This window comes from Leptolyngbya sp. CCNP1308, assembly GCF_034932455.1.
Taxonomy (GTDB): domain Bacteria; phylum Cyanobacteriota; class Cyanobacteriia; order Phormidesmidales; family Phormidesmidaceae; genus Nodosilinea.
In genome coordinates this window covers 46,512-55,765 of record NZ_JAYGIH010000043.1, presented here as the reverse complement: position 1 = coordinate 55,765, position 9,254 = coordinate 46,512, and the positions used below count along the sequence as shown (strand labels likewise).

Annotated in this window: 12 protein-coding genes; 6 read left to right on the top strand and 6 right to left on the bottom strand. The window is 58.0% G+C overall.

The annotated features are described in order from the left end of the window. Positions 1-412: 412 nt before the first annotated feature. Positions 413-718, top strand: coding sequence for a hypothetical protein (locus VB780_RS13170; RefSeq protein WP_323351617.1), 306 nt, complete (start codon positions 413-415; stop codon positions 716-718). 84 nt (positions 719-802) lie between these two features. Here VB780_RS13170 and VB780_RS13165 read toward each other — a convergent pair whose 3' ends face one another. Then, positions 803-1,489, bottom strand: a complete 687-nt coding sequence (locus VB780_RS13165) for a DNA alkylation repair protein (RefSeq protein WP_323351616.1) — start codon at positions 1,487-1,489, stop codon at positions 803-805. A 411-nt stretch (positions 1,490-1,900) separates the two neighbouring features. Between VB780_RS13165 and VB780_RS13160 the strand changes: the two genes are divergently transcribed. The 3 genes from VB780_RS13160 (at position 1,901) to VB780_RS13150 (ending at position 3,095) form a co-directional block, all read left to right on the top strand. Then, positions 1,901-2,116: a DUF2997 domain-containing protein gene (locus tag VB780_RS13160; RefSeq protein WP_323351615.1), complete on the top strand. Its 216-nt coding sequence runs from the start codon at positions 1,901-1,903 to the stop codon at positions 2,114-2,116. Between the two features lie 39 nt (positions 2,117-2,155). Next, complete coding sequence (locus VB780_RS13155) at positions 2,156-2,548, top strand: DUF1257 domain-containing protein (protein ID WP_323351614.1); 393 nt, start codon at positions 2,156-2,158, stop codon at positions 2,546-2,548. 97 nt (positions 2,549-2,645) lie between these two features. Continuing rightward, entirely contained in the window at positions 2,646-3,095 is a 450-nt protein-coding gene (locus VB780_RS13150) for a ferredoxin (protein WP_323351613.1), read from the top strand. An 11-nt stretch (positions 3,096-3,106) separates the two neighbouring features. On the opposite strand, the gene VB780_RS13145 is transcribed toward VB780_RS13150, so the two are convergent. From VB780_RS13145 to VB780_RS13125, 5 genes are all read right to left on the bottom strand, one after another. After that, complete coding sequence (locus VB780_RS13145) at positions 3,107-4,459, bottom strand: DUF4335 domain-containing protein (RefSeq protein WP_323351612.1); 1,353 nt, start codon at positions 4,457-4,459, stop codon at positions 3,107-3,109. A gap of 63 nt (positions 4,460-4,522) precedes the next feature. After that, a complete protein-coding gene (locus VB780_RS13140; RefSeq protein ID WP_323351611.1) occupies positions 4,523-5,029 on the bottom strand; it encodes a DUF3038 domain-containing protein in 507 nt (168 codons plus the stop codon). Positions 5,030-5,216: 187 nt separating this feature from the next. After that, positions 5,217-5,786: a Uma2 family endonuclease gene (locus tag VB780_RS13135; RefSeq protein WP_323351610.1), complete on the bottom strand. Its 570-nt coding sequence runs from the start codon at positions 5,784-5,786 to the stop codon at positions 5,217-5,219. A 98-nt stretch (positions 5,787-5,884) separates the two neighbouring features. Then, positions 5,885-6,865 carry an NAD-dependent epimerase/dehydratase family protein gene (locus tag VB780_RS13130; protein ID WP_323351609.1) on the bottom strand — a complete coding sequence of 327 codons (981 nt, stop codon included), beginning with the start codon at positions 6,863-6,865 and terminating at the stop codon, positions 5,885-5,887. Between the two features lie 36 nt (positions 6,866-6,901). Next, positions 6,902-7,546 (bottom strand): YqiA/YcfP family alpha/beta fold hydrolase, encoded by a 645-nt coding sequence (locus tag VB780_RS13125; protein ID WP_323351608.1) that lies wholly within the window; start codon positions 7,544-7,546, stop codon positions 6,902-6,904. Between the two features lie 236 nt (positions 7,547-7,782). Between VB780_RS13125 and leuB the strand changes: the two genes are divergently transcribed. Next, on the top strand, positions 7,783-8,865 hold the full coding sequence (gene leuB, locus VB780_RS13120; RefSeq protein ID WP_323351607.1) for a 3-isopropylmalate dehydrogenase: 1,083 nt from the start codon (positions 7,783-7,785) through the stop codon (positions 8,863-8,865). A gap of 118 nt (positions 8,866-8,983) precedes the next feature. Continuing rightward, a complete protein-coding gene (locus tag VB780_RS13115; RefSeq protein ID WP_323351606.1) occupies positions 8,984-9,226 on the top strand; it encodes a hypothetical protein in 243 nt (80 codons plus the stop codon). Positions 9,227-9,254 lie beyond the last annotated feature (28 nt).

Below are 9,254 nucleotides of genomic sequence, written 5' to 3'. Positions count from 1 at the left end.
GTTTTGGCTAGTATTGCGTGACGACCCTTAAATCCCTTTCTGTTCGTATCCGTTGACCTCTGTGCTGGCAGGATGACCACCGTACGGCTAGCAGCTACCTGCGGTTAAGCCCGCTTTTCGGATTGAGGACCAGTCGCTACCGAAGGGCTTATGCTGTCACTTCATCACCTGAAGGGAGGGAATCGCACCCTCACCATCCTTGAGTTGTCAGGCTTACCGAGGCAAGCCTGCCTCTCATCCCTGGATGCTAGATCCATTTCGAGAGAACGAATCGCACGCTAACCCCGCAAATCTAACAGGCAGATTGCGAGGCTGGGCTCATCGTACCCTAGCCCCCTCAGTTTGCACGACCGCTGCGGATGGCTAGGGTTTTCGCGTTCTGTCTTCCTCAACCACAAAGGAAACAGAACCGATGTTTGAATATCTCGAACCCGACTCCAACGACAACCCGATTAGACCAGAGGCCGACTCCCTGCCGCTACCGCCCAGATCTGGGGCAACCAACCCCGGCCCCCGGCCCCTAACCCCCGAAAAAGTGCGCCACATGCTCTACGGCAGCCTCGCCGGGGTCGATCGCACCATCAAAATTCTCCATGCCCTTGGCTATGCCGACCCCAACGATTGGAGCGACCCCATCCCCGTGCCGCCCAGCGCTGAAGGGGCAACCACCGCCGCCCAATGGATGGTGATCATGACCAAAACCGTACTGCTGGAATAGCGGGCAGACTCAGATCCTAAGGTTCCGGTGCAAGCGCCCCTATCTCGACCACAGCCCCCACCAGAACTCTAGGATCTAGTCTTTCTATAATAGCTGGCCCTTTGCCTTGAGCCACTTGAGAGATTCTCGCTGGCTCAGGGGGGCCAGCGACGCCGTAGACACAAACCCCCGCACCGACTCTGGCGCGGTTTTTGAATATTCTCGCAGCGCCCACCCGATCGCCTTCTGAATGAAAAACTCTTTGGAGCCTTTGTTTTGATCAACCAAAGAAAAGAGCAGCGTTTCGTTAGTTTGTGCTTTGTAGCCCAGCTGAAATAATAGGGTGGTACGGCGTAGCCAAATATTGTCTGACTCTCGCCAGGCATCGATCACAGCCTTTCGGCTCGATGGATACTGACTCAGCAATTTGCCGACGTTGTGGCTAGCTAGAGAGTCCACCGTGTCCCACCACGATTTGGTGGTGATGAGATATTCCAGTAGAGGAACATCCTCGGGGGTTAACTGCTTTTGGTGTCTATCTAAAAACGTCAGGGCCATATAGTGGTACTCGCGCTCAGGCCAACTCCAGAGTTCTCGCACTATGCTGTCTAGCTGAGCTAGGTCGGGCAAGCCATGCTCGGCAATAAATTGCTTAACTAGGGCCTTCTGCATCGGCCCCTTAATACCGAGGAACTCAAACTGATTTCTCATGTACTGCTTCATCGGCCCCGCCTGCTCTGGGCTAGCCTGCTGCTCGAATAGAGTCTTGAGATTGTGCAAGTAAGGGGTCATAACCTGAGCTTGGCAACGGTGCTGTAAAAGTTTAGTAACACCAGCCTCCCTGCGGTTGTAGCAGCAGCGTGCAGAAGCTGACCTTTAACTTTCTTAACAACTGCCTCGCTGGCGACGGGGCCACAATGCCTGTTTCTGGGTTATACATCGCCAAAAGCGCTGCGATATGTAACGAAAATTGCCTTGACGCTCTCTTAAAGTTACGCGACACTACATCTAATGGATACGCCGCTCCTAGGATCAATACAACGCATTGACTTTTGCAATGAAAGATGGCGAAACTGCCTGCCCGGCGATTGGCTCGGGACTGGGGTAAGAGGTCGCCTGTATTGTTAGCTAAGGGTTATCCCTGCGGATTGATGCACTGACCACCTTTAGCTCCATTCCGCATTTTTTAGAGGCTGAGCAACTGTGGAAACCTTAGAGTTCATTATTTACCCCGATGGTCGGGTTAAAGAGACGGTGACTGGTATTGTGGGTGCCTCTTGCGCTGAGGTAACTGCGGCCATTGAGGCTCAGCTAGGTATCGTGGTGGCGCAGCAAACGACTTCTGAGTATTTCGCTCAGCGGAATGAACAAACGGCTACCGATACTGTGGCTGCCCAAACTGCCTACAGTCAGTGGTAATTTTTCGATTCTTATAGTCCCCTATATCACCCGTAGAAAATGTCACACTTTAGCCAAATCAAAACCAAAATCCGTAATCTAGATTCTCTCAAGCTGGCTCTAAATGACCTGGGTACTGACTGGAAGGCAGGCCCCTGTGACGTGAGAGGCTACCAGGGCCAGACACAGACTGCGGATGTGGTGATTCCCCAAGACAACGGCTATGACATTGGCTTTCGCCGCAACCCCGAAACCTGCGACTACGAACTGGTAGCCGACCTGCAATACTGGCGTCAGCCGCTGACCGTTGAAGGGTTTCTGAGCCAGGTGACCCAGCGCTATGCCTACAACACCGTGGTAAGTGAGACCTCTCGGCAGGGCTTTCAGCTGGCTGAAGAGCAGGTGCGCGAAGATGGCTCGGTGCGGCTGGTGGTACAGCGCTGGAATGGCTAACGCATCAGCCTTCTGAAGCTTGGGAAGGGGCTACTTGGCCCCTTTCTTTGTATTGGCCCACCCATTGGGCGTTCTGAACCACAAGGGGCATAACCCGATGACACAATTTGATGGGCAACCCGAGGCCACTGGCTATGAGCCAGAACTGGGTGGTCGACTGCGCCAGACGGAAGACCGCACTGGCTATGAGCCAGAACTGGGCGGTCAGCTCCGCCAAAAGGGCGTCTATGTGGATGAAATTACCTGCATTGGCTGCAAGCACTGTGCCCACGTCGCCCGCAACACATTTTATATTGAGCCTGACTACGGCAGGTCGCGCGTTTACCGCCAGGATGGCGACTCTGAAGACCTGATTCAAGAGGCGATCGACACCTGCCCGGTGGACTGCATCCACTGGACGGATTACACCGAACTCAAGCAGCTAGAGCGCGATCGCCAGCACCAGGTAATTCCCGTCGCTGGCTTCCCGGTGGATAAAGCGATGTCTACCCTGCATATGCGCAAGGCTAAGCGCAGGGGCCAGCGACGATCAGAGACGGGCTCATAAGAGCGATCGTCCTAAGGATTCGATTCCGGCGGTACCACTACTACGGCTCCAGTGGGTAAAAACTGCACCTCCACAGTGATTGAGGCGTCGCTGCCGATTCCAGGAATGGTTTCGCCGGGTTGAGGCAGGGTGGCGTTGGTCTGGTAGGTGGCCGAGAAGTCATTGAGGGGTTCTAGGGCTGTTACGGTGCCATCGGGGTCGAAGCTAAGGTTGTAGCGCAGGGGTGCGGCCAGGTTGGCTGGTGGTCGCCACTGTTCCTCAAGGGCTTGGGTGAGATTGCTCATCCAAGCAAGGGCCGAATCGGGGGCGCTGGTGGCGGCAGCGCTAGGGCTACTGTCAAAGGTTTCAGGGCCTGTGGGAGCCGTTAGGGCCTCGGGCGTGGAACGGGCAGCATTCGGAGCTCGTTCCGCCGCCATATCTGTGTCAGGGCTGGCGGCCTCACCCCCAGCGCGGGCCTCGGCCTGTGGTGGGTAGGCGGGGGCAGGTGGGTAGGCTTGGGGTGCCGGGGCTGAGGTGGCAGGGGAAGGCGCGGGCGATACCTTGGGCGTTCCCGTCTGAGGCGATGCGCCAGAATCGCCTGAGGCGGCGGCTGGGCTGGTCGGGGCCGTTGTAATGGGCGCTGGCAGAGCCTCGCCTGCGGCAGCGGGGGCAGAGTCTGCCGCAGCGGTATCGTTGGCGGCGGTGGGCGCAGGTTCTTCGCGGGCTAGCTCTGGATTATCGGCAGGATTCTGAGCCGTTGACCCATTGGTCGGTTGAGACTCGCTAGGGGAAAGCACTACAGAGCTAGGGGCGGTGGTGAGCAGTTGGTTGCCCAGCAGCGCCGCAATGCCCACCGCCGCCACCGACCCCAGCCAAAGCGGCAGTTGGGGGCGAACTCGGCGTGCCTTAGGCACCGCCGCATCGGGAAGAATCTGGAGGTTGCCGTCGGCCTGCTCTAGGGCATCGGCCAGGTCAGAGAGTTGCAGGGTAGAGAGTTCAACTACTCTAGGTGATTCTGGGGGCACAGTTAGGGTGAGCCGATGGCGAGTTAACCCCACAGGCTGAAGCGAATTTTCGCCCCGAAAAACGGCTCCGCCAGCGGCTAGCGCGTCGGCACTGAGGTGTCTTTGGACGTAGGTTTGCACCAAATCTGCCAGGGCTGAAAACTGCGGCTCTCGGCCACTGATCTCCAGGACCATGGCTTGGCTAGGGATGGTGCGGGCTTCCCTGAACGCATCGCCCCCCTGCACTTGCAAGTGAAACCGCGATCGCGCCAGCACCGGCTGCCCCGTCACCTGGCTTAGGGGCGACAGCTCGCCCACCAGCCGTAGGGTGCAGGTGCCCGCCGCATATTCGTAGGAAGTGACCGATGCGATCGCAGCCATAGCACTCAGCTCAATAACACCCCAAAACCATCATCACAGTCGAAAACGTCCAATCCCAAATCCTTATTTTCCCGCCCGCTCCAGCAGCGCCACCCACAGCTTCCGGCTGCCGCCGGAGCCGCTGTAGAACAGCAGATCGACCAATAGCTTGAGCCCCAGGGTGGTCAGTTCGTCGGTGGTGGCGGTTTGGTCGCCCTCCATCCGATCCTGGTAGGCGTTGCTAAAGGCATCGAGGTAGTCGCCCAACTGGGCGGTACGGTGGGGCGCTTGCCCCTGGGCCAGCGCCTGTTCGAGGCGGGCCACGGCCTGGCGGATGCTGTCGCGGTGGTTGACAGCCAATTGGCAACTTACCAGCACTAGGGCACGGGCTTCGTCCACATCGAGCTTTTTGCGGCCCTGGCCTTTGCGCAGGGGGCTAGCCTGGCGCAAGCGCCAGAGGTTGACGCGATCGCTCAGCAAATCCGACACCCCCAGAGCGTCTGCCGCCGCCAGCATAGCGTCGGATCCAAGGCCCGTGAGGGCTTCTAGGGCCAGCAGCACTAGGTCGAGCTGGGCTTTAATGCTGCTCAACTGCCGTGGGGTTGGTAGCCCCTGGGTTGGGCCTAGACTTGGCTCACTGTTTAGCTCTCTGGGGGAAAACGGTTCCACCGGGCTGCCCTGTTACTAACGTAGAGGATTGGGCTAATTGTGGCACGGGGGTTGCAGTTCTTGAAACGGGTTTAGTATCTCCTGTCGTCCGCGCCCCAGCACAAGTGGTCTAACGGCTAAATAGGTGTTCTACCTGGCAGCTAAACCCCGGCAACAGGGGTGAGGTTAAAGCATCTTGGCCAAATAGCGTTGCACTCAAAACTAACTGAGCAGCCTGGCGGCGATAGACTTCAACTTGCCGAGTAAACCGGTCACAGATCCAATATTCTTGAACGCCTCGAATAGAGTAGAGCTTGAGCTTAGCTTCGCGATCGCGGCGAATCTTGCTCGGCCCCGGCGACAAAACCTCGACCACCAACTCCGGGAAATCGGTCAGGTGCCCAGCATCGTCCTCAATTACGGCCAACCGCTCGCTACTCACCCATGCCACATCGGGAATCACGCTGTCGGCATCGGACACCACAATACCCGGAGCCGGAATCGCCTCACCCAGACCAGTCTCCGTAGACCAAGTATCCAAAGCTGCAAAAACCTTGCCAGCGGACTGCTGGTGACGACGATGGGGCGATCGAGTCACAAACAGCTCTCCATCAATAATTTCATAGCGGGTGCCTTCGCTCTGGGGCAGCACCTCCAGATCGTGAATCGTCCAGCGAATTTGCGCCGTGGCTTGGTTCATGAACTGGACTTTGCCGTTTGATCCGACAGTTTAGAAATCACTCCCATCATACCTATTGGCTCATGGGGCTAGGGTCTGGCCTGTTGCCAGAATTGATATTACGCTAGCTGTGCCTCGTCCTCTGCGGCATAGTCAAACTCTGCGGGGGCAATATGCTCAGGTGGATGAGCTCGCTCCGACTCAATCGTACGTCGCAGCGCTTCACTGGAGGTCACTCGTTCCGAGTACCCCAGCTCTTGACGAATGCGCGTGGTGTCTAACAGCCAGTCCTGGGCAAAATCTTCGTCCCACCTTAAGAACGCAGGCAGTTTTTGGCGCGGCAGAGGCACCACCTCACCAGTCCATCCCGCTACTGTTCCAATTTGCCGTATCCACTCTCCCCAGGGTGGCATGTCCTGTTGCCCAACGTTGTAGATCCGCCCTGTGGCCTGCTCTTGTGTCGTCGCTAGGAACGTTGCGTAGGCAACGTCTTCGACATAGCCGTGGGTGAAGCGCCAGTTGGCCATCACGTCTTCAATCAAAATGGTGGGACGACCGTCATCCATGCGCCGGAGGAATGGGTATAAGCGGTTTTTGGCATCCTTGGGGCCGTAGACAGCTGGATAACGCAATACTGTCGTGGCCAATTCGGAGGCGTTTACCACAATTCGTTCGACAGCAGTTTTGTTGTAGTTCTCGCCATCGATAGAGATTTTTCCCCGTAGGGGAGAGTCTTCGGTGAGTGGTACAGGATCAGGAATGCCAGGCTCGGTGCGGTGCAGCCGTCCGTAGGCGCGATACACATCAGCGCTGCTGATAATCACTGCGCGGGAAACCAGGCCACTAAAGGTATTCACAAACAGGTGCGCGTCGCTTTCTGTAAAACAAATCATGTTGATGACGACATCAGGTTTGGCCGCGCGGAACTGATCTGCAAACTCAGCCAGATGGGCCTTGTCGCCTTGAATTTGGTTAATGGTGTCTGCGAGCTGACTAGAACGGCTTCTGTGGAAAACAGTCACTTGGTGACCGGCCTTGACCAAGTGCTGTATTGTGTGGGGCCCAGTAAATGATGTGCCACCCAGGATTAAGACGTTCATCGTTCACCTCTAAAAAATCCCATAACCCAATAAAGCTCAAAGGTTCAGAAACGCTTGAGTGTGTTGCCAGATTTCTTTCTCTACATCTGTCAGGGCATGATCGCTGGGCAGTTCAACCAGGTGCACCCAGGGGCGGGTAGCGGCGTAGGCGCGGCTGGCTTCTATAGATATAGTCTCGTCGTGGGTGCCGTGGAGAATCAGGGTGGGGATGTTGGCCCGCAGATCTTCGTCGTGGTAGCTCTGGGCATCGGTGATGAAGCGGTAGTCGAGGGGAATTTGCCGCTGCTCGGTGTAGTGGTAGACCGAGAGGGTGCCCTCGGTGCGCCAGGCGGCGATCGCCTCAGGGCCAAGGCGGGGCAGCCACTGGGCGAGGAACTGGAAGGCGGGGGCTAGCAGCACCAGTTTTTCGATGCGATCGCTAATAGCAGGCTGCTGGGCGACCCAGGCGGCGGTGAGGCCCCCGAGGCTGGAGCCGATCAGTATCGTGGGTTCACTCTGGGCCAAAATCAAGGCGCTGACCTGCTGGATCTGGCGGCTGAGGGTGAGGTGGGCAAAGTCGCCTTGGTTGAGGTTGGGGATCCGCAGGGGGATTCCCAGGGTGGCAAAGCGGGCTTTCATGGCCTGAGCTTTGGCGGACTGAGGACTGGAGGCGAAGCCGTGGAGATAGAGGTACTGGGGCATGGTGGATGGGTGGGCGGGTGGATGGGTGATGGGGTGGGGAAGGTATCTCGTAGGGGCAAGATGGTTGTTTGCCCCTGTGGGGTCTCGGCCCTCGGCCAGAGTGGAGTGGGGTGGATGAGTCGGTGAAGGGGGAAACCCCTGGGGGTATGATATTGAACTGGCGTGTTCAGTTTTCCTTGCGCCAATGGGTTGGTGGGCATTGCCCACCCTACGGTAAATCACATTTCTCCGACGCTATGACTTCGACGTATCGCATTACGCTGCTGCCCGGTGATGGTATTGGCCCTGAAATTATGGCGGTGGCGGTGGATGTGCTCAAAACCGTGGGCAGCCAGATGGATCTGGCCTTTGAGTTTGAGGAGGCGCTGATTGGCGGGGCGGCGATTGACGAAACCGGGGAGCCGCTGCCGGAGGAAACGCTGAAGATCTGCAAGGCCAGCGATGCGGTGCTGCTGGCGGCGATCGGTGGCTACAAATGGGATGCGCTGCCTCGGCATCAGCGGCCTGAGACGGGGCTGCTGGGTTTGAGGGCGGGGCTGGAGCTGTTTGCTAACCTGCGCCCGGCCACCATTCTGCCGCAGCTGATCGATGCCTCGTCGCTGAAGCGAGAGGTGGTGGAAGGTGTGGACATTATGGTGGTGCGGGAGCTGACGGGGGGCATTTACTTCGGCAGCCCCAAGGGGGTGTTTGAGAGCGAGACGGGGCAAAAGCGGGGGGTCAACACCATGGCCTACACCGACAGCGAGATCGATCGCATTGGCAAGGTCGCCTTTGAGACGGCCCAAAAGCGCCGGGGCCAGCTGTGCTCGGTCGATAAGGCCAATGTGCTGGAGGTGTCGCAGCTGTGGCGCGATCGCATCACCGCCCTCGCCGCCGACTACCCCGATGTCGCCCTCACCCACATGTATGTAGACAACGCGGCGATGCAACTCATCCGCTGGCCCAAGCAGTTTGACACTATCGTTACCGGTAACCTGTTCGGCGATATTCTCTCCGATGCCGCCGCGATGCTCACCGGCAGCATTGGCATGTTGCCCTCTGCCAGCCTGGGGGCCAGCGGGCCGGGTGTCTACGAACCCGTCCATGGGTCAGCCCCTGACATTGCTGGGCAAGACAAGGCCAACCCCCTGGCCCAGGTGCTGAGCGCTGCTATGATGCTGCGCTACGCCCTTGACCAGCCCGTCGCCGCCGATCGCATTGAGCAGGCCGTGACAAAAGTCCTCGATCAGGGTTATCGAACTGGCGATATCATGTCGGAGACCATGACCCAGGTGGGTTGCAAAGCAATGGGCGAAGCCCTGCTGCGTGCCCTGGCGTAAAGTTCTCTCTAGAAGCCCCTCTAGAGTTTGCGGCCCCTGGAAAGATCGATTAAAGTCTTGTCTATAAGCGCACAGGTGAGCCGTGTACGGTCTACAGCAACCCCCTTCTTCTAGCCCATTGCCCAGCCAGCTACCGGATGTCGGCCCCCTGCCAGCGGCGCTGAACCCGGCTTTGCTCAAGTCGGCCCGGCAAATTTACCGCACCTACTACGAGGTGCACCCCGAAGACGTACAGCGCCCCATCGGTATTGCCATTAGCACCAAGACCCATCGCGGCAAGCTGATCTTTGGCGACAAACCTGTGCTGCTGCCCAACGAGTGCTTTGTGCCCATCAGCCAGATTGAGCCGGGGCTGCACTAGACCAGCGGCAACTTTCGCCAGCTTTGTT